Source organism: Actinosynnema sp. NPDC050436 (genome assembly GCF_040655415.1).
GTDB lineage: Bacteria > Actinomycetota > Actinomycetes > Mycobacteriales > Pseudonocardiaceae > Actinosynnema.
On record NZ_JBFAJV010000003.1, the window covers coordinates 326,901 to 345,370 of the forward strand.

The window sequence follows — 18,470 nt, forward strand, 5'->3', positions numbered from 1 at the left end:
TGTATCGGGCCGTCTAGTGAACAGGCTAGATTTGCTTATCGTTGCGGATGGAGCGGTCGACGGGTTGGCTGGCGACGTGGCTGAAGTCGTGACCAAGGGCACCGGCAAGGTCGAGCGCACCGCCGACCGGGCCGAGGTGCAGGTGAACTTCGAGACCGTCGGCTCCACCCGCGACGAGGCGGTGGACCTGCTGACCACGCGCGTCGCCTCGGTCGAACCGGCGATGGAGCGCCCCGGCGTCGAGGTGCGGTCGCGCCGGCTGGACGTGCACGACAACTGGGACGGTCAGCAGCGGGCCGGCAGCAGAGCGGCCCAGCAGTACGTGTTGCGGGTGAACGACCTGACCCAGTTGGACGACCTGCTGGCCGCGCTGGTCGCCGCCGAACCCACGTGGCTCAACGGCCCCCACTGGCAACTCGCCGACGACGCCGACGCGATCCGCGAGGCGCAGCGGGAGGCCGTGGCGGACAACCGGCGACGGGCCGAGGGCTACGCGGAGGCGATCGGCGGTCGCCTGGGCTCGCTGCTGCGCCTCTCCGACGGCGACGGCGAGGCGTGGACGTCGGAGGCGTCCCCCGGACGTGCGATGGCGGCCTACGGCGGCTCGGTGGGCGAAGCGCCGCGCATGGACGAGCTGAACCTGGAGGCGCAGCAGATCGTCGTGACGGTCCGCTGCACCGCGACCTGGGTCCTGCTCAGCTAGCGCCCCGCCGGACCGGCGGCCGGGCGGAGCCGCCGGTCCGCGCTCCGGCGGTCAGCGTTCGAGGATCGCCGTCACGCCCTGGCCGCCGGCGGCGCAGATCGAGATCAGGCCCCGGCCCGAGCCGCGTTGGGCGAGGAGCTTCGCCAGGGTGGCCACGATCCGCGCGCCGGTCGCCGCGAACGGGTGGCCCGCCGCGAGCGACGACCCGTTGACGTTCAGCTTGGCGCGGTCGACCGTGCCGAGTGGGCCGTCCAGGCCGAGACGCTCCTTGCAGAAGTCCGCGTCCTCCCACGCCTTCAACGTCGCCAGCACCTGGGACGCGAACGCCTCGTGGATCTCGTAGAAGTCGAAGTCGCCCAGGGACAGCCCGGCCCGCGCGAGCATCCGGGGCACGGCGTAGGCGGGTGCCATGAGCAGGCCCTCGCCGCCGTGCACGTAGTCGACCGCTGCCGTCTCGGTGAACGTCAGGTAGGCCGACACCGGCAGGTTGCGCGCCGCCGCCCACTCCTCGCTCGCCAGCAGGACGGCGGACGCGCCGTCGCTCAACGGCGTCGAGTTGCCCGCCGTCATGGTCGCGCCCTCGCCCCGGCCGAACACCGGCTTGAGCTTCGCCAGCTCCTCGACCGACGAGTCCGGGCGCAGGTTCTGGTCGCGCACCAGGCCCTGGAACGGCGTCACCAGGTCGTCGAAGAAACCCCGGTCGTACGCGGCGGCCAGGTTGCGGTGGCTGGCGGCGGCCAAGGCGTCCTGGTCCTCGCGGGCGATGTCCCACTCGCGCGCGGTGCGGGCGGCGTGCTCGCCCATCGACAAGCCCGTGCGCGGTTCGCCGTTGCGCGGCACGTCCGGCACGACGTGGCCGGGGCGCAGCTTGGCCACCGCCCTGAGCCTGGCACCGGCGGTGCGGGCGCGGCTGAACTCCAGCAGCACCCCGCGCAGGCCCTCGTTCACGCCGATCGGCGCGTCGCTCGCGGTGTCGACGCCGCCCGCGATGCCGGAGTCGACCTGCCCGAGGGCGATCTTGTTCGCCACCGCGACGACGGCCTGCAACCCGGTGCCGCACGCCTGCTGGAGGTCATGTGCGGGCGTCTCGGCGGACAGCCTGCTGCCCAGCACGCACTCCCGCACCAGGTTGAAGTCGCGGCTGTGCTTGAGCACCGCGCCGGCGACCACCTCGCCGAGCCGCTCGCCCTGCAACGCGAAGCGGCTGACCAGCCCGTCGAGCACGGCGGTGAACATGTCCTGGTTGGACGCCGTCGCGTACGGGCCGTTGGAGCGGGCGAAGGGGATGCGGTTGCCGCCGAGGACGGCGACCCTCCGGATGTCGGCCATGGCGTCCTCCAGGTGCGGGCGTGGTGCCGGCAATATTACCTACTCGCCAGTAGACTTACTACGCGGTAAGGAGTGTGATGTCCGCATGGATCGCTACCAGTCCTTCGCCCGGTCCGGCTTCGGGCGGTTCGTCGTCGGCAAGCTCGGCCTGCCCGACCCGTACCCGCTGCGCCGGCACTCGCCCACCGGACCGGCACTGGACGGCCCGGTGCTGCTCGGCGGCCGGGGACGACTGGTGGACCCGGTCCGCACGACGCTGGAGTCGATCGGCCTCGACGTCGTCGCGGCACCCGGGGCCGAGGCTGCTCCCGGCACCGCCGCCGAGGTCTCCGAGCGGCCCGCTGCCCTTCTCTTCGACGCGACCGGCATCGAGCGGGTCGAGGACCTGCGTGAGCTGCACGCGTTCTTCCACCCGGTGATCCGTTCGCTCGGGCCGTGCGGACGGGTCGTGGTGCTCGGGACGCCGCCCGCGTCGGCCGTGTCCCGGTCGGCCCAGCGCGCGCTGGAGGGCTTCACGCGCAGCGTCGGCAAGGAACTCAAGCGCGGCGGCACCGCCCAGCTCGTCCACGTGGCAGAAGGTGCCGAGGGCAACGTCGAGTCGACCCTCCGCTTCCTGCTGTCCGGCCGGTCCGCCTACGTGTCCGGCCAGGTCGTCCGGATCGGCGCGGGCCCGGTCGAGGTGCCCGCCGACTGGTCCGCGCCGCTGGCGGGCGAGGTCGCGCTGGTGACCGGCGCGTCGCGGGGCATCGGGGCGGCCATCGCCGAGGTCCTGTCCCGCGACGGCGCGCACGTCGTGTGCCTGGACGTGCCCGGCCAGGGCGACGCGCTGTCCGCCGTCGCCAACGGGGTGAGCGGTTCGACGATCCAACTCGACATCACCGCGCCCGACACGCCGGCGCGGATCGTCGACCACCTGGTCCAGCGGCACGGCGGTGTGGACGTCGTCGTGCACAACGCCGGCATCACCCGGGACCGGACCCTCGGGCGCATGGACGCGGACCGCTGGGACGCCGTCGTGCAGGTCAACCTGGCCTGCCAGGAACGGCTCAACCAGGCGCTCGTGGACTCCGGCGCGCTCCGCCCGCGCGGCCGGGTGGTCGGCGTGTCGTCCATCGCGGGCATCGCCGGCAACGTCGGCCAGACCAACTACGCCACCACGAAGGCGGGCGTGATCGGCATGGTCGAGGAGCTGGCCGCGCAGTTCGACGGCACCGGCGCGACCGCCAACGCCGTCGCGCCCGGCTTCATCGAGACCAGGATGACCGCCGCCGTGCCGCTGGTGATCCGCGAGGCGGGCCGGCGGATGAACAGCCTGTCGCAGGGCGGGCTGCCGGTGGACGTCGCCGAGGCCGTCGCCTGGTTGGCGCACCCCGCGTCGGCGGGCGTGAACGGCACCGTCGTGCGGGTCTGCGGGCAGAGCCTGCTGGGCGCGTGATGGCGAACCTGACCTGGCTCTACACCAAGGCCGCGCTGACCGCGTTCGCCCGGCGCGACTCCGGGCTGCCGACCACCGCGAAGTCGTTCCGCGTCACCGTCGACCGCGCGCACCTCGCGGCGTACAACCGGGTCTGCGGGTTCGGGGTGGGCGACGAGCTGCCGCTGACCTACCCGCACGTGCTGGCGTTCCCGGCGGGCATCGAGCTGATGGCCGGGCGCGACTTCCCGTTCCCGCTGCCGGGCCTGGTGCACGTGGCGAACCGGATCACCCGCACCCGGCCGCTGCTCGCCGGCGAACCGCTGGACGTGCGGGTGGCGCTGGCGGACCTGCGCCCGCACGAGCGCGGGCAGCAGTTCGACGTGCGCGCGACGGTGACGGTCGACGGCGAGGAGGTCTGGGTCGACGTGTCGACATATCTCCGCCGGGACGGCGGGACGTCCGGCCTGTCCGGCGAGGTGCCCGGCGACCGCCCGGAACCGCCCGCGCCGACCGGCCGGTGGCGGCTGCCGACCGACACCGGGCGGCGGTACGCGGCGGTGTCCGGCGACCGGAACCCGATCCACCTGCACCCGCTCACCGCCCGCGCGTTCGGGTTCTCCCGGGCGATCGCGCACGGGATGTGGTCGAAGGCGCGGTGCGTGGCGGCGTTCGAGGGCAGGGTGCCGGGCGCGTGCGCGGTCGACGTGCGCTTCAAGGCCCCGATCGCGCTGCCGGGGCAGGTCGACTTCTCCGCCTCCCCGACGGGCGACGGGTGGCAATTCGCGCTGTGGTCGAGCCGCCCGCACCTGGAGGGCGTGCTCCAGGGCTGACGCCGGGGTGGGGACTACGACCGGTGCTCGGACTCGGGCTGGTGCTGGAACTCGGCCTCGTCGAGGGGTTCGACCTGGTCGGGGGGTTCGGTGTGGTCAGGGGACTGGTCGGAGGACTCGGGTGCCCGCCGTGACGGCGGGTGCCAGACGTTGCCCGCGACCAGGTCGCCGAAGCCCATCCAGACCAGGTTCATCAGCCGCGCCGCGACCACGCCGGCGGGCTCCTCGGGGTTGTCCAGCCACCAGTCGGCCAGCGACTCGCCCGCGCCGACCAGAGCGGCGGCCAGCGACTCGGCCTCCTTGTCACCCGCCCGGGGCACGTCGGGCAGGTCGCCAGAGTGCACCAGCAGCGCCGCCACCAGGCTGATCGCCCGGCCGCGCATGTCGGCCAGCTCCTGGGCGAACGGCCCGCCCTGCGAGGACGCCTGGCGGTGCAGGACCTGCCAGCTCGGCCGGTTGCCGCCGACGAACCCGAAGAACGCCCGCAGGCCGCTCCAGAGCTGGACGTCCGCCGGCTGGTCGGTCTCCACGCCGTTGGCGATGGCCTCGATCATGCGGGTGGACTCGCGCCGGATGCAGGTGGCGAACAGCTCCTCCTTGGAGCCCAGGTAGGCGTACAGCATGGGTTTCGAGATGCCCGCGACCTCGGAGATCTCGTCCATCGACGCGGCGTGGAACCCCAGGCGCGAGAAGACGTCCACGGCCGCGTCCATGATCTGCCGCTCGCGCACCGCGCGTGGCAGCCGCTTGGCCCGACCGGTGCGGACCGGTTGCTCTGCGTGCATCGCACCCCCTCGAAGGCTCGCACAGATTATCGGACCCCCTTGCCGCGCTACCTACTCGCCAGTAGGATTACCTGCGAGTAGGTAGCGGAGGTGCCACCATGACCGTCGACCTCACCACCGAGGCGATCGCCAAGCTCGGCCCGCAGGAGCTGATCTCGACGCTCCAGGAGGTCGACCCCCGGGACCCGGCGCTCAAGGACGTCGACATCGACGTCATAGCGCGCGGCATCGACCCCGCGAAGCTCGACCGCGAGCAGTTCGCCGACCTGCTCGGCGTGCTCGGCGACCTGGCCGACGGCGGCGCGGACCTCGACCTGGCCCGGATGGACGCGCGGAACTTCGCCCGGATCATCTCGCGCGCGTCGAAGGACCAGATCGAGGCCGTCACCGGCCGTGCCGGCCTCCGCGAACGGGTGCTCGACGAGGTGTTCCGGCGCATGGAGGCGCACTTCCGCAGCGACCGCGCGGGAGCCACCCGCGCCGTCGTGCACTTCCGGCTGTCCGGCGGCTTCGGCGACGGCGGGCACGACGTGTACGAAGCGGTCATCGAGGATGCGTTCTGCACGATCAACAAGAACGCCACCCGCGAGTCGCGCGCGACCGTCACCATGGGACCCGTCGAGTTCCTGAAGCTGGCCACCGGCAACGCCTCCGCCCCCGTGCTGTTCATGACGGGCAAGCTGAAGGTGAAGGGGGACCTCGGTTTCGCGGCCGGGTTCATGAGCCTGTTCGACATTCCGAAGGCGTGAGGGACACATGGGCGGTTTTTCGCTGGAGCTGAACGGGGACCACGAGGACCTGCGGGAGTGGGTGCACGGGTTCGCCAGGGGGGTCGTCCGGCCGGCGGCGGCCGAGTGGGACGAGCGGGAGGAGACGCCGTGGCCGGTGATCCAGGAGGCGGCGAAGATCGGCCTGTACGGGTTCGAGGCGCTGGCCACCTGGTTCGCCGACCCGATCGGCCTGTCGCTGCCGATCGCCACCGAGGAGCTGTTCTGGGGTGACGCCGGCATCGCGCTGGCGCTGATGGGCACCGGTCTCGCGGCGGCGGGCATCTTCGCGTCCGGCGAGCCGGACCAGCTCGCCGAGTGGGTGCCGGAGTGCTACGGCACGGCGGACGACCCGAAGCTCGCCGCGTTCTGCGCGTCCGAGCCGCAGGCGGGCTCCGACGTGGCGGGCTACCGGACGCGCGCGGTGTACGACGAGGCCACCGACGAGTGGGTGATCAACGGCCAGAAGGCGTGGGCCACCAACGGCGGCATCGCGAACGTCCACGTGGTGACGGCCGTGGTCGACCCCGCGCTGGGGTCGCGCGGCCAGGCCGCGTTCGTCGTGCCGCCGGGCACGGCGGGGCTGTCGTCGCCGGGCAAGATCAAGAAGCACGGGATGCGGGCGTCGCACACCGCCGACGTGTTCTTCGACGACGTGCGCGTACCGGGCCGGTGCCTGCTGGGCGGCAAGGAGAAGCTGGACGCGCGGCTGGCGCGGGCGCGCGAGGGCCGCAAGTCCGGCGGCCAGGCGGCGATGGCCACCTTCGAGACCACCCGACCGGCCGTCGGCGCGATGGCGGTCGGCGTGGCGAGGGCCGCGTACGAGTACTCGCTGGAGTACGCGAAGGACCGCGAGGCGTTCGGGCGCAAGATCATCGAGAACCAGTCCATCGCGTTCGACCTGGCGAACATGAGGATGGAGATCGACGCGGCCCGCCTGCTGGTGTGGCGGGCGGCGTGGATGGGCCGCAACAACGTCCCGTTCACCGCCGGCGAGGGCTCGATGTCGAAGCTCAAGGCGGGCGAGGTGTCGGTGTGGGCGACCGAACGCGCCATCCACATCCTCGGCGGCGCGGGCTACACGCGTGAGCACCCGGTGGAGCGGATGCACCGGGACGCGAAGATCTTCACCATCTTCGAGGGGACGAGCGAGATCCAGCGGTTGGTGGTGGCCAGGGCCATTTCCGGGATGCACATCAGGTGAGCGCAGCGGGCTAGGGTGCGGGGCATGATCGGGGTGTTGCAGTGCGTTGTGCTGGACTGTCCGGAGCCTCGGGCGTTGGCCTCGTTCTACCGGGGGTTGCTCGGGGGTGAGGTCGACCGGCCTTCCGGGGAGTGGTCGCTGGACGACGACTGGTCTACGTTGCACACCTCGAACGGTGTGCTGTGCTTCCAGCGGGTTCCGGGGTACGTGCCGCCGTCTTGGCCCGATCCGGCTCGGCCGCAGCAGTTCCACCTCGACATCACCGTCGCGGACCTCGGCTCGGCCACGGCCGAGGTCCTGCGGCTCGGTGGGGCTCTGCTGGACGACTCGCCGGAGGGGTGGTCGGTGTTCGCCGACCCCGCCGGGCACCCGTTCTGCCTCGTCCTGCACTGAACGCCTGCCGCCGACCGGTCGACGGCGGACGGTCAGCCGAGGGCCGCGGCCAGCCAGGTGCGCTCGGCCGACGTGTCGGGCACCGGGGGCCAGCCGTTGATGGTGGCGATCAGGGCCCAGTAGCGCTCCGCCCTCGGGTCGCCGTGCTCCTTCAGCCAGCCGACCAGTTCCGGGGTCGTGGGCAGGTTCGGGATGTCTCGCCACTCCTGCTCGATGCGGGCCACGACCTCGGCCGCCTGCGGTGACGTCGGGTCGGTGCCGGCCGCCAGCGCCTGCGTGGCCTGGTCCACCGCGTACTGGAAGGCCGCCATCTGCTCCGGCCCGGGGCCGGACATGTCCACGCCCTGACCGCGCAGCTCCTGGTGCCGCTCGGACATGCGCCGGATCGACGCGCGGAAGTCCGGGTCGCGGACCAGGTTCGCCAGCTCGACCCACGCCTCCAACTGCTCGGCCGTCGGGTCGTCCGGCAGCTCCACCCTCACCGACCGCATCCGGTCGTTGAACGACGGGTCCATGTCCAGACCGCCGAAGACCTCGTCGAAGAAGTCGTCCAGGATCGCCTGGCGCTCCTCCTCGGTCAGCCTCGCCAACTCGTGCACCGCTTCCACCTCCCCGTTCCGGGCCACGACGCGCAGCACGGCCCGGCGCAGCCGGAGCGTGCGCATCTGCGCGTCGATGGCCTCCGCGTGCGTCCGGGCCACCTCGGCCACGGACACCTCCCGTGCGAGCACCCGGTGCGCGGTGGGCAGGTCGACGCCCAGGTCGCGCAACGTCCGCACGAGCTTGAGACGCGCCAAGCCGTCGACGTCGTAGGTGCGGAACCCGCCCCCGGTCCGCCCCGCCACGGGGATCAGGCCGGAGTCGGAGTAGAACCGGATCGTCCGGGTGGACAGGCCGGTCAGCCGCGCCAGTTGGCCGATGGAGTAGTGCGTCACGGGGACCACCTTGGACTCTCCAGTTACTGGAACTTCAAGCGCTTTTCGCCGATCATCCGGCAGCATCTCCCCCCGTGCACGAAGCGCTGCGACTGTTCGACGCGTACTGGCCCGCCCTGTTGGGCTTCTTGACGCTGTTCGCGGCTTGGCGGGTGGCGCGCGCCACGATTCGCGTGTGGTCGGGGCAGGAAGTCATCGAGGAGGCCGAGGAACCCGACGAGATCGACGGCGCGCGCGGTTCGATGGCGTGGGCGGTCGTCAAGTGGCTGCTGCTGGCCGTCCTGCTGGCCGGGGCGACCGGGTTCGGGTTGTTCTGGCTGCTCGGACGGCCCTCGCTGCCGTCGGCGGCCAGCTTCACCACCGCCGAGCTGCTCGACCTGTTGAAGATCGGGCTCGCGGTGGTGGGCGGGCTGGGCGCGGTCGTGGCGCTCGCGGTCGCCTACCGCAAGCAGCAGGTGTCGGAGGCCGCGCACGTGATGGCGACCCGCCAGGACGAGCGGGAGGCCACCAAGTACCTGAACGAGCGCTACGGGAAGGCCGCCGAACAGCTCGGGCACGACAGCTTCGCGGTCCGGCTGGCCGGGGTGCACGCGATGGTCGGCCTGGCGAACGACTGGCCCGAGCAGCGCCAGACCTGCGTCGACGTGCTGTGCGGCTACCTGCGCACGCCCTACCCGCGCGACGACCGCACGGAGCGCGAGGTGCGCCAGGCGATCATCACCACCCTGCTCGACCAGGACTGGCGCTCGCGCGAGCTGAAGCTGGACTTCCAGGGCGCCGAGTTCGAGAACCTGAACCTCGCCCACCGCGTGTTCACCGGCCGGTTCACCTTCGACAACGCCACCTTCCACGGCGACCTGACCGACTTCCGCTACGCGCGGTTCAGGGGCGAGGTGACGTTCCGGGACGCGCGGTTCACCTCCCGCCTCACGTCGTTCTCCGAGATCACCGCCACGAAGGCGAAGCTGGACCTGCGCGGCGCGGAGTTCAGCGGCGAGCTGGTCGACTTCGGCGGCGCGATCCTCACCCAGTCCGAGCTCGACCTGTCCGACGCCTCGGTCCACGAGGCGGCACTCGACTTCCGGTGGATGGTCGTGGACCGCACGACCCTGTCGCTGGAACGGGCCGTGCTGCGCCGCACGACGCTCGACCTGTCGTCGGTGAACACCCTGCCGATCAACGTGACCGTCCGGGCGGGGTCGTCCTTCGTCCTGCGCACCCTCGACGCCGCGAACAGCACGATCCGCTTCACCGACAGCCGGCTCAGCCACTCCACGGTGCACCTGGACGGCGCGCGGTTCGCCGACTGCGCGCTGGAGGCGGACGGCGTGGACGCGGCGGGCGTCGAACTGAGCGCGGTCGGCGTCGAGCCCGCGGGGTTCGCCGAAGCGGTGCGGCGCATGAAGAACGCCGGACGCCCGAAGGCGCCCGGCGTTCCCGGTGAGACCGCTCAGTAGGTCAGGGCCACCCCGGGGTCGGCGAGCAGCGCGCCCACGTCGGCCAGGAACTGCGAGCCCTGCTGCCCGTCCACCACGCGGTGGTCGAAGCTGAGCGCGAGCTGGCACACCTTGCGCGGCACGACCTGCCCGTCGACCACCCACGGCATGTCGCGGATCGCGCCGAACGCGAGGATCGCGGACTCGCCGGGGTTGATGATCGGGGTTCCGGTGTCGACGCCGAACACGCCGACGTTGGTGATGGTGATGGTCCCGTTGAGCATGTCGGACGGGGCCGTCTTGCCGTTGCGGGCGACGGTCGCCAGGTCGTCCAGCGCGAGCGCCAGCTCCCGCAGCGACATCCGGTCCGCGTCCCGGACCTTGGGCACGACCAGGCCGCGCGGCGTGGCCGCCGCGATGCCCAGGTGCACGTAGTCCTTGTAGACGATCTCACCGGCCGCCGCGTCCCACGTGGCGTTCACGTCGGGCGTGCGGCGGGCCGCCAGCACCACGGCCTTGGCCGCGAACGCGAGCGGGGTGAGCTTGACGTCGCGGAACTGCGCGGTGCCCTTGAGGCGGGCGCGCAGCTCCATCATCGGCGTCACGTCGACGGTCAGGAACTCGGTGACGTGCGGCGCGGTGAACGCGCTGTCCACCATGGCCTGCGCGGTCGCCTTGCGGACACCCTTGATCGGCACCCGGCGCTCGCGCGAGCCGGCGTCGGGGCCGACGACGGCGGCGGGCGCGGCCGGGGCGGGCCCGGTGAGCGCCTGCTCCACGTCCTCGCGGGTGATCACGCCGCCGGGGCCGCTGCCGGTCAGGCCCGCCAGGTCCACGCCGAGGTCCTTGGCCAGCTTGCGGACCGGTGGCTTGGCCAGCGGCACGTACCCGCCCGGTGCGGTGACCGGGGCGGGAGGGGCCACCACGGCGGGAGCCGCCGCGACCGGAGCCGCCACGGGGGCCGGAGGCGGGGCCACGGCGACCGACGCCGCTGCGGGCGCGTCGCGCCGGGCCCGGCGCTTGGCCGGGCCGGACTTCGGGCCGTACCCGACCAGGTTCGCCACCCGGCCCTCGGCCTCGGCGGGCTTCGCGGCCACGCCGTTGGTCTCCGGCGCGGCCGGCGCTGCGGTGCCGGTCGGGTCCACGTCGATGGTGATGATCGGCACGCCGACCTCGACCGTCTGGCCCACCTCGACCAGGAGTTCGGTGACCACGCCGTCCCACGGGCACGGCAGCTCGACGGCCGCCTTGGCGGTCTCGATCTCCACGATGATGTCGTTGACCTTGACCGCGTCGCCCGGCCGCACGTGCCAGGTCAGGATCTCGGCCTCGGTCAGCCCCTCCGCCGTGTCGGGCAGGGGGAATTGCTTGAACTGCGGCATTCCTGCGGTCCCCTTACCAGGCCAGCGAGCGGTCTACGGCGTGCAGCACCCGGTCGAGGTCGGGGAGGAACTCCTCCTCCAGCTTCGACGGCGGGTACGGCGTGTCGAACCCGGTCACCCGCAGCACGGGCGCTTCCAGCGAGTAGAAGCACTCCTGCTGCACCTTGGCCGCGATCTCACTGGCGATGGACGACTCGCCCGGCGCCTCGGACACCACGACGAGCCGGCCGGTGCGCCGCACCGAGTCGTAGACCGGCGCGAGGTCGAGCGGGGACAGCGTGCGCAGGTCGACGACCTCCAGCGAGCGCCCCTCCTCGGCGGCGGCAGCGGCGGCGTCGAGCGAGACGCGGACCATCGGGCCGTACGCGACGAGCGTGGCGTCCGTGCCGGTGCGCAGCACGCGGGAGGCGTGCAACGGCGCGGGGACGGCGGTCGTGTCGACCTCGCCCTTCTCGTAGTAGCGCCGCTTGGGCTCGAAGAACAGCACCGGGTCGTCGGAGTCGATCGCCTGCTGGATCATCCAGTACGCGTCGGCCGGGTTCGAGCACGACACGACCTTGAGGCCGGCGGTGTGCGCGAAGTAGGACTCGGGCGACTCGGAGTGGTGCTCGACCGCGCCGATGCCGCCGCCGAACGGCACCCGGATCACCATCGGCAGCTTGAGCCTGCCCTGGGTGCGGAAGTGCAGCTTGGCGACCTGGCTGACGATCTGGTCGAAGCCGGGGAAGATGAAGCCCTCGAACTGGATCTCGCACACCGGCCGGTAGCCCCGGATCGCCAGGCCGACGGCGGTGCCGATGATGCCGGACTCGGACAGCGGGGTGTCCAGCACCCGCTGCTCGCCGAAGTCCTTCTGGAGGCCGTCGGTGATGCGGAAGACGCCACCGAGCTTGCCGACGTCCTCGCCCATGACGAGGACCTTCGGGTTGGCCTCCATGGCCGCGCGCAGGCCGTTGTTGATGGCCTTGGCGATGGTCAGCGTCTGCACGGCGGCCGGCGCGTCGGAGGTGGGTCGGTTCATCGTCGGAGCAGCCATTTCAGCGCTCACCTCCCGCGAAGCCGGCGTGGTAGGCCAGGAACTCGTCGCGCTGGGCCTCCAGCACGGGGTTGCCCTCGGCGTAGACCTCGCTGAACATCCGCTCGGCGGGCGGGGTCGCGAGGTTCACGCAGTGCTCGCGCATGGTGATGGCGAGCTCCTCGGCGTCGGCCTCGACCGAGTCGAAGAAGTCCTGGTCCGCCCACTGCTGCTTGACCAGGTGGACCTTCACCCGCTCGATCGGGTCCTTGAGCTTCCACAGCTCCAGCTCGTCGGAGAGCCGGTAGCGCGACGGGTCGTCGGACGTGGTGTGCGCGTCCATCCGGTAGGTGAACGCCTCGATGAGGATCGGGCCGTTGCCCTGCCGGCACTCCTCCAGCGCCCAGCGGGAGACGGCGAGCGTGGCCAGCACGTCGTTGCCGTCGACCCGGATGCCGGGGAAGCCGTAGCCGCGCGCCCGCTGGTAGAGGGGCAGCCGGGACTGGCGCTCGGTGGGCTCGGAGATGGCCCACTGGTTGTTCTGGCAGAAGAAGACGAGGGGCGCGTCGTACACGGCGGCCCAGACGAAGCCCTCGTGCACGTCGCCCTGGCTGGTCGCGCCGTCGCCGAAGAAGCACATGGTGGCCTCGCTGTCGGCGTCGTCGCCGACCTTGCCGTCGAACTTCTGGCCCATGGCGTAGCCGGCGGCGTTGAGGACCTGGTTGCCGATGACGATCGTGTACGGGTGGAAGCGGTGCTCCACCGGGTCCCACGAGCCGTTGTCGGTGCCCCGGAACATGCCCAGGACCTCGTGCGGCTGGATGCCCCGGCACCAGGCCACGCCGTGCTCGCGGTAGCTGGGGAAGGCCATGTCGGCCGGCTTGAGCGCGCGGCCGGCCCCGATCTGCGCGGCCTCCTGGCCGAGCAGCGGCACCCACAGGCCGAGTTCGCCCTTGCGCTGCAGGGCGTTCGCCTCGCGGTCCGCCCGGCGCACCAGCACCATGTCGCGGTAGAGCCCGCGCAGCTCCTCGGCCGTGATGTCGATGTCGAAGTCCGGGTGCGCCACCCGCTCGCCCTCGGGCGTCAGGAGCTGCACCAGGTCGGCGCCACCCTCGTCGGTCGCTCGCAAGCCTGCGATCACCTGTTCCGCGGTCGGTGCGGCGGCCGTGGCCGGCGGGCTGTCCGGCCCCGGTTGCGTCCATTTCTCTGGGGACGACATTGCGCCTTACTCCTCGTCTACGAGGCCGCCCAGTCGCTCGTGACGACCATGCGCGGCGGCACCGCCAGTCGCCGCCCCCGGGTGAGGGTGGTCGGGCAACCGTCGGCGCTGACGGTGTTTCTCATCCACATCCTGACACGCACTCACCCGTCTTGGTGAGCCCCGTCCCAGTTTGTGATCGTGCCCGCACGCGCCTGAGCAGGCACAACGGTAGGAAGGCCAATCTTCGGCAGTCCGACTAGGCCGTTCGCCCAACGGACGGACCTGTCCCGGTTACCGATCGTTAACGACAGTCCGTACGCCTCCGGGCACACCCGGTCGGCGCAGCCCGGCCCCCGCGACCTCGGCGGTTGGCCGAACGGGCGGCGCCGGCACCCGTGGACGTCCGACCGTCGAGCACCCGCAGCTTGTCCAGCACCCGGTACCGCCGGGGCGCGTGCGAGTATCGGGGCGTGGACCGTTCAGCGCTGACCCGTACCGTCCGTGGCCTCTGGGACGACGACATCCTCCCTAGCCTGTCCGCCTTGGTCGCGGTGCCCGCGATCTCCCCCGCGTTCGACCCCGCGTGGGCCGAGCACGGGCACCTCGCCGCCGCGATCGAGCACGTGCGCGGCTGGCTCGCCGGGCGCGACCTGCCGGGCACCACCGTCGAGGTGGTCGAGCTGCCCGAGCGCACGCCGCTGCTGGTGGTCGACGTGCCCGCGACCGGGGACGCCACCGGCACCGTCCTGCTCTACGGGCACCTGGACAAGCAGCCGCCGGTCGCCAACTGGTCCGAGGGCCTGGGCCCGTGGACGCCGGTCGTGCGGGACGGCCGGCTCTACGGCCGGGGCGCGGCGGACGACGGCTACTCGGGGTACGCGGCGGTGGCCGCGATCGAGGCGGTGCGCGCGGCCGGCGGGGCGCACGCGCGGTGCGTGGTGCTGCTGGAGACCGGCGAGGAGTCCGGCAGCCCGGACCTGCCCGCCTACCTGGAGCACCTGCGGCCGGCGCTGGGCGACGTGTCGCTGGTGGTGTGCCTGGACTCGGGCGGCAGCGACTACGACCGGATGTGGCTGACCACGTCGCTGCGCGGGCTCGCGCAGGCCACGATGACCGTGCGGGTGCTGGAGAGCGGCCTGCACTCGGGCATGGCCAGCGGGATCGTGCCCAGCTCGTTCCGGGTCGCGCGGCAACTGCTGGACCGCCTGGAGGACTCGGCGACCGGCGAGGTGCTGATCCCCGAGATGCACGTCGAGGTGCCGGCGAACCGGGTTGCCGAGGTGCGCGAGGCGATCGCCAGCGCGCCGGGCGTGCAGGTGTCCTCGGTGCCGTGGGCGCCGGGCGTCCGGCCGGTGACCACCGACGAGGTCGAGCTCGGCCTGAACGCCGGCTGGCGGCCGACGCTGTCCATCACCGGCGCGGACGGCCTGCCCGCCCCGGAGGACGCCGGCAACGTGCTGCGGCCGTTCACCACGCTGGTGCTCAGCTTCCGCCTGCCGCCGACGGCCGACTCCCGGGCGTCCGTCGAGGCGGTCGAGCGGCTGCTGACCGCGGACGTGCCCTACGGGGCCGTCGTGGAGCTGACGCGGGTCGAGCACGCGGACGGCTGGAACGCGCCGGAGCTGGCGCCGTGGCTGCGCGAGACGCTGGACGTGGTGGGCGAGGAGGTGTTCGACGCGCCGTGGCGGACGGTGTCGCTGGGCGGCTCGATCCCGTTCATGGGCCTGCTGCACGACGCGTACCCGGACGCGCAGTTCCTGGTGACCGGCGCGGTCGGCCCGGACAGCAACTGCCACGTGCCCGACGAGTGGCTGCACCTGGGCCACGCGGCCCGGATCACCGAGGCCGTGGCCGTGGTGCTGGACGCGCACGCCCGGCGCTGACCCCGTGCGCCGACCCCCGGCGCGGGCCCGGTCACCGCGCCGGGTCCGCGCCCCGGTCGTCCAGCAGGGCCAGGCAGGCGGTCGGGTTGCGTCGACCTGCGCGGAAGAGCCCCGACAGGCGTCCAGGGCTCGCGGAGAAACGGGACGTAGCCGCTGCCGGCAGGCGCGGCACCCCGGCCGCGAACACCCGGACGCGCACCGCGTCCAGCGGGTCCCCGGCGGTGAGGCCGGCCACGTCCAGGTCCGGGCCGCGCCGCGCCCCCGGTGACGTGCTCGACGAGGCCCACCAGCCCTGCTCGTGGTCGTCGTCACGCTCCGACATGCCCCCGAATGCTGCTGAACCACACCCTCAGGTGTGATGGGAACCGGTCGGCAACCCGGTTGACTGGATCGATGCCGCACACTGGCCCGGTGGACGAACAACGCGAGCAGGCGAGGCTGGCCCAGGCCGACGCGCCCACCTCGCCATGGCGGCTGTGGGGGCCCTACGTGGCCGGCCGGCAGTGGGGCACGGTGCGGGAGGACTACTCGGCGGGCGGTGACGCGTGGACGTCGTTCCCGTTCGAGCACGCCCGGTCCCGCGCCTACCGCTGGGGCGAGGACGGCATCGCGGCCATCTGCGACGTGCACGGCTTCCTCAACCTGGGCCTGGCCCTGTGGAACGGCCGGGACCCGATCCTCAAGGAGCGCTACTTCGGCCTCGCCAACGAGGAGGGCAACCACGGCGAGGACGTGAAGGAGCACTGGTGGGTGACCGACGGCACGCCCACGCACTCCTGGATGCAGGTGGTCTACCGCTACCCGCAGGCCGAGTTCCCCTACCGCGAGCTGCGCGAGCTGGCGTCGAGCGCGGGCCGCCAGGCGCGCGAGCCGGAACTCGCCGACACGGGGGTGCTGGAGGAGAACCGGTTCTTCGACGTGCGGGTGAGCTACGCCAAGTCCTCGCCGACCGACATCTGCGTCGAGATCACCGCGACCAACCACGGGCCGGACCCGGCACCGCTGCACCTGATCCCGCAGCTGTGGTTCCGCAACACCTGGGCGTGGGGCCGGGACGACCGCAAACCGCTGCTCAGGGCGTCCACCCGGGACGGGTGGCGGCGGATCGCCGCCGAGCACGGGGCGCTGGGCCGGTACACGCTGCACGTCGAGGGCACGCCGACGCTGCTGGTCACCGAGAACGAGACCAACGAGGTCGAGCTGTTCCACGCGGTCGCCAACCCGGCACCGCGCACCAAGGACGGCATCGACCGGTACGTGGTGCGCGGCGACAGCGGGGCGTGCGACGTCACGGGCCCGGACGACGACGGCACGATCGGCACGAAGGCCGCCGCCTGGTACTCGTTCGACCCGGTCGAGCCCGGCGAGTCGGTGACCGTCCGGCTTCGGCTGATCGCCGGCGAGGGCCACCTCGACGCGTTCGGCCCGTCGTTCCAGTCCACCGTGGACGACCGGTTGGCGGACGCCGACGAGTTCCACCGCACGGACCTGGACCCGGTGCGGGGCCGGGTGGTCCGCCGCGCGCTGGCGGGCCTGATGTGGACCAAGCAGCACTACCGGTTCCGCACCCGGGAGTGGCTGGACGGCGACCCTGCGCAGCCCGCCGCGCCGAAGTCGCGGCAGTCGCCGCACGCCCGCAACGCGCACTGGCGGCACTTCGACGTGGCGGACGTGATCTCCATGCCGGACGAGTGGGAGTACCCGTGGTTCGCGGCGTGGGACCTGGCCTTCCACACCGTGCCCTTCGCCCGGGTCGACCCGGCGTTCGCCAAGGAGCAGTTGCTGCTGCTGTGCCGCGAGTGGCTGATGCACCCCAACGGCCAGCTACCCGCCTACGAGTGGGAGTTCGGCGACGTGAACCCGCCGGTGCACGCGTGGGCGGCGTTGCAGGTGTTCGCCATCGACCCGGACCGCAAGTTCCTCGCCAAGGTCTTCCACAAGCTGCTGCTGAACTTCTCCTGGTGGGTCAACCGCAAGGACGCGGACGGCAGCAACCTGTTCGAGGGCGGCTTCCTCGGCATGGACAACATCGGGCCGGTCAACCGCTCGGAGCCGATGCTCGGCCAGTGGCGGCTGGAGCAGTCCGACGCGACCTCGTGGATGGCCGCCTACAGCCTGCACCTGATGCGGATCGCGCTGGAGCTGGCCCGGCACGACGACTCCTACGAGGACGTGGCCACGAAGTTCGTGGAGCACTTCCTGAGCATCGCCGAGGCGTCCACCCGGTTCGGTTCCGGCGGGCGCGGGATCTGGGACGAGACGGACGGCTTCTGCTACGACGTGGCCTCCCGCCGGCTGCCCGACGGGTCGACCCAGTCGCAGCCGCTGCGCGTGCGGTCGATGGTGGGGCTCATCCCGGTGCTGGCGTGCGCGGTGCTGGAGCCGTGGGTGTTCGAGGAGCTGCCGGGGTTCGCCCGCCGGCTGGACCACCTGCTGGCCCGCCGGCCCGAGCTGGGCAGCTTCCTGACCAGGCGCGACGGGCGGGTGCTGCTGGCCGTGCTGGACGAGGCCAAGCTGCGCCGGGTGCTCGGCCGGATGCTGGACGAGGGCGAGTTCCTGTCGCCGCACGGCATCCGCAGCCTGTCCGCCGCGCACCGGGAGGGCCTGGAGGTGCAGGTCGCGGACCAGGAGCACCGGATGGGCTACGAGCCGGGCGAATCGCGCACGCCGATGTTCGGCGGCAACTCCAACTGGCGCGGCCCGGTCTGGTTCCCGACCAACGCCCTGCTGGTCGAGGCCCTGCGGACGGTCGAGTCGTTCCACGGCGGTCGGTTCCACGTGGAACTTCCCACCCGCTCGCAGCGGTACGTGACGGCCGGCGAGGCGGCGGACGAGCTGGTCCGCCGGCTGGTGTCGCTGTTCCTGCCCGACCACGACGGCCGCCGCCCGGCGGACGGCAAGCGGGTGGAGTCGACGGACTCGGCGCTGTGGCGCGAGCACGTCACCTTCAGCGAGTACTTCGACGGCGACACGGGCGAGGGGCTCGGCGCCACGCACCAGACCGGGTGGACCGCACTGGTGGCCAGCCTCCTGACAGATCGTCGCCAAACGGGCACCAATGGTGCATCTATTGTGTGATCTAAGCCAAATGCCTGAACATATTGCGGCCGGGAAGCCGATGTGACGCAAGAATCGTGCGTCACTTCGGGCTGTAACACGGACGTGCTGTGCACCACGTCACCCAAGTGGC

At 72.4% G+C, this 18,470-nt stretch carries 16 protein-coding genes; 9 read left to right on the forward strand and 7 right to left on the reverse strand.

Annotated elements, in window-relative coordinates; all coding sequences use genetic code 11:
* The first annotated feature begins 76 nt into the window (after window positions 1-76).
* The gene (locus AB0I60_RS09980; protein WP_360727359.1) at window positions 77-703 is read left to right on the forward strand and encodes an SIMPL domain-containing protein; all 627 of its coding nucleotides are present in this window, start codon (window positions 77-79) and stop codon (window positions 701-703) included.
* A 51-nt stretch (window positions 704-754) separates the two neighbouring features.
* On the opposite strand, the gene AB0I60_RS09985 is transcribed toward AB0I60_RS09980, so the two are convergent.
* Window positions 755-2,032: an acetyl-CoA C-acetyltransferase gene (locus AB0I60_RS09985; protein WP_360727361.1), complete on the reverse strand. Its 1,278-nt coding sequence runs from the start codon at window positions 2,030-2,032 to the stop codon at window positions 755-757.
* A gap of 85 nt (window positions 2,033-2,117) precedes the next feature.
* On the opposite strand from AB0I60_RS09985, the gene AB0I60_RS09990 reads away from it, so the two are divergent.
* Both AB0I60_RS09990 and AB0I60_RS09995 read left to right on the forward strand, forming a co-directional pair.
* Window positions 2,118-3,467, forward strand: a complete 1,350-nt coding sequence (locus AB0I60_RS09990) for a 3-oxoacyl-ACP reductase (RefSeq protein ID WP_360727363.1) — start codon at window positions 2,118-2,120, stop codon at window positions 3,465-3,467.
* A complete protein-coding gene (locus AB0I60_RS09995) occupies window positions 3,467-4,279 on the forward strand; it encodes a MaoC/PaaZ C-terminal domain-containing protein (protein ID WP_360727364.1) in 813 nt (270 codons plus the stop codon). The genes AB0I60_RS09990 and AB0I60_RS09995 overlap by 1 nt, the downstream gene beginning before the upstream one ends.
* A 14-nt stretch (window positions 4,280-4,293) precedes the next feature.
* Here AB0I60_RS09995 and AB0I60_RS10000 read toward each other — a convergent pair whose 3' ends face one another.
* The gene (locus AB0I60_RS10000; RefSeq protein WP_360727366.1) at window positions 4,294-5,064 is read right to left on the reverse strand and encodes a TetR/AcrR family transcriptional regulator; all 771 of its coding nucleotides are present in this window, start codon (window positions 5,062-5,064) and stop codon (window positions 4,294-4,296) included.
* Between the two features lie 98 nt (window positions 5,065-5,162).
* On the opposite strand from AB0I60_RS10000, the gene AB0I60_RS10005 reads away from it, so the two are divergent.
* Genes AB0I60_RS10005 through AB0I60_RS10015 form a run of 3 tightly spaced genes read left to right on the forward strand, consistent with a single transcriptional unit; the run spans window position 5,163 to window position 7,428 of the window.
* Entirely contained in the window at window positions 5,163-5,813 is a 651-nt protein-coding gene (locus AB0I60_RS10005) for an SCP2 sterol-binding domain-containing protein (RefSeq protein ID WP_360727368.1), read from the forward strand.
* A gap of 7 nt (window positions 5,814-5,820) precedes the next feature.
* On the forward strand, window positions 5,821-7,035 hold the full coding sequence (locus tag AB0I60_RS10010) for an acyl-CoA dehydrogenase family protein (RefSeq protein WP_360727371.1): 1,215 nt from the start codon (window positions 5,821-5,823) through the stop codon (window positions 7,033-7,035).
* Window positions 7,036-7,059: 24 nt separating this feature from the next.
* A complete protein-coding gene (locus AB0I60_RS10015) occupies window positions 7,060-7,428 on the forward strand; it encodes a VOC family protein (protein ID WP_360727373.1) in 369 nt (122 codons plus the stop codon).
* A 32-nt stretch (window positions 7,429-7,460) separates the two neighbouring features.
* On the opposite strand, the gene AB0I60_RS10020 is transcribed toward AB0I60_RS10015, so the two are convergent.
* Entirely contained in the window at window positions 7,461-8,363 is a 903-nt protein-coding gene (locus tag AB0I60_RS10020) for a MerR family transcriptional regulator (protein WP_360727375.1), read from the reverse strand.
* 74 nt (window positions 8,364-8,437) lie between these two features.
* Here AB0I60_RS10020 and AB0I60_RS10025 point away from each other — a divergent pair, with 74 nt between their 5' ends.
* On the forward strand, window positions 8,438-9,820 hold the full coding sequence (locus AB0I60_RS10025) for a pentapeptide repeat-containing protein (protein ID WP_360727376.1): 1,383 nt from the start codon (window positions 8,438-8,440) through the stop codon (window positions 9,818-9,820).
* On the opposite strand, the gene AB0I60_RS10030 is transcribed toward AB0I60_RS10025, so the two are convergent.
* The 3 genes from AB0I60_RS10030 to pdhA are packed head-to-tail and all read right to left on the reverse strand — an operon-like array spanning window position 9,814 to window position 13,415.
* Complete coding sequence (locus AB0I60_RS10030; RefSeq protein WP_360727378.1) at window positions 9,814-11,181, reverse strand: dihydrolipoamide acetyltransferase family protein; 1,368 nt, start codon at window positions 11,179-11,181, stop codon at window positions 9,814-9,816. The two genes, AB0I60_RS10025 and AB0I60_RS10030, sit on opposite strands and share 7 nt — an antisense overlap.
* A gap of 13 nt (window positions 11,182-11,194) precedes the next feature.
* Entirely contained in the window at window positions 11,195-12,217 is a 1,023-nt protein-coding gene (locus AB0I60_RS10035) for an alpha-ketoacid dehydrogenase subunit beta (protein WP_360727379.1), read from the reverse strand.
* A gap of 1 nt (window position 12,218) precedes the next feature.
* Window positions 12,219-13,415, reverse strand: coding sequence for a pyruvate dehydrogenase (acetyl-transferring) E1 component subunit alpha (pdhA, locus tag AB0I60_RS10040; protein WP_360727381.1), 1,197 nt, complete (start codon window positions 13,413-13,415; stop codon window positions 12,219-12,221).
* 452 nt (window positions 13,416-13,867) lie between these two features.
* On the opposite strand from pdhA, the gene AB0I60_RS10045 reads away from it, so the two are divergent.
* On the forward strand, window positions 13,868-15,280 hold the full coding sequence (locus AB0I60_RS10045) for a M20/M25/M40 family metallo-hydrolase (protein WP_360727382.1): 1,413 nt from the start codon (window positions 13,868-13,870) through the stop codon (window positions 15,278-15,280).
* 31 nt (window positions 15,281-15,311) lie between these two features.
* Here the strand turns inward: AB0I60_RS10045 and AB0I60_RS10050 are convergent, their stop codons facing one another.
* Window positions 15,312-15,602 (reverse strand): hypothetical protein, encoded by a 291-nt coding sequence (locus tag AB0I60_RS10050; RefSeq protein ID WP_360727384.1) that lies wholly within the window; start codon window positions 15,600-15,602, stop codon window positions 15,312-15,314.
* An 89-nt stretch (window positions 15,603-15,691) separates the two neighbouring features.
* Between AB0I60_RS10050 and AB0I60_RS10055 the strand changes: the two genes are divergently transcribed.
* On the forward strand, window positions 15,692-18,358 hold the full coding sequence (locus tag AB0I60_RS10055) for a glucosidase (RefSeq protein ID WP_360727386.1): 2,667 nt from the start codon (window positions 15,692-15,694) through the stop codon (window positions 18,356-18,358).
* Window positions 18,359-18,470: the final 112 nt, after the last annotated feature.